Genomic DNA, 886 nt, shown 5'->3' on the forward strand with positions numbered 1-886 from the left:
GGCAGATGGTGACGGTCGCGTCCTGGCGGCGCATCTGCTGTGAGCCCGGCGGCTTRCCGGGTCCGTACGGGGGCCTCAGCCCACCAGCGTCCTCATCGCCGCCAGCGCCACCGCCGGATCGGCGATCGCGTGGTAGACCGGCGGGATCGGCCGCTCGATGCCGAGCAGTCCGTACACCGCATGCATCGCGCTGCGCACCGAGTACTCGACCGTGAAGACCACGTCTTCGGGGATCTCGACGTACTGCCCGAGCAGCGCGTAGTTCAGCGCGCCCTTCGGCACCACTGCCGGCCGGTCGCCGGCCTCGCGGCAGGCGAACTCGCTGGTGATGTACGGCATCATCACCGGGATCGCGGTGCTGGTGGCGAGCAGCTGGTCGAGGATGTCGGTGAAGCCGAGGTGGCGGACCAGCTCGGTCAGGATCTCGCGGCCGCTGCAGTCGGCCATCGGCTTGTCGACGAAGTTGCCCGGCTTGTCGACGAACAGCCCGTAGCCCCACACCGTCCAGACGCCGTCGGGCTGGTTCGCGAAGTGCGGCGCATGCGGCACGACGATCGACATCAGCCAGTTCGAGTCCTTGAACGTCATCAGCCCGCCGGTGCCGGGCTCGTTGCCCGAGAACTCGCGGATGCGCTGGATCAGCGCCGGGTTGCGCAGCGTCAGCGTGAACGACAGCCACTTGCTCAGGTCGACGTCGCCGCAGAAGGCCTGCGGCCGGCCGAAGCCCGGCGCCTTGCGCGCGAGGCGCTTCCACAGCGTCCAGGCGCCGTCGAGCGGCTCGCGCACCAGCTCGGCCGCACGGTCATGGCCGCCGCGGCGCGAATCGGCCGTCATCGACCCGAGCGTCAGGAACACCTTGTCCTCGCGGCCGAGGTCGATCCTGAAC

General features: G+C 69.8%; 1 protein-coding gene. It reads right to left on the reverse strand.

Annotated features, from left to right (window positions below; all coding sequences use genetic code 11):
- Positions 1 to 75: 75 nt before the first annotated feature.
- Positions 76 to 886: oleate hydratase (locus AC1D15_RS34795; RefSeq protein ID WP_477829664.1), on the reverse strand; the 811-nt coding region annotated here is incomplete at its 5' end.

The sequence above is a fragment of the Rhizobacter sp. P2_H2 genome (assembly GCF_056403375.1).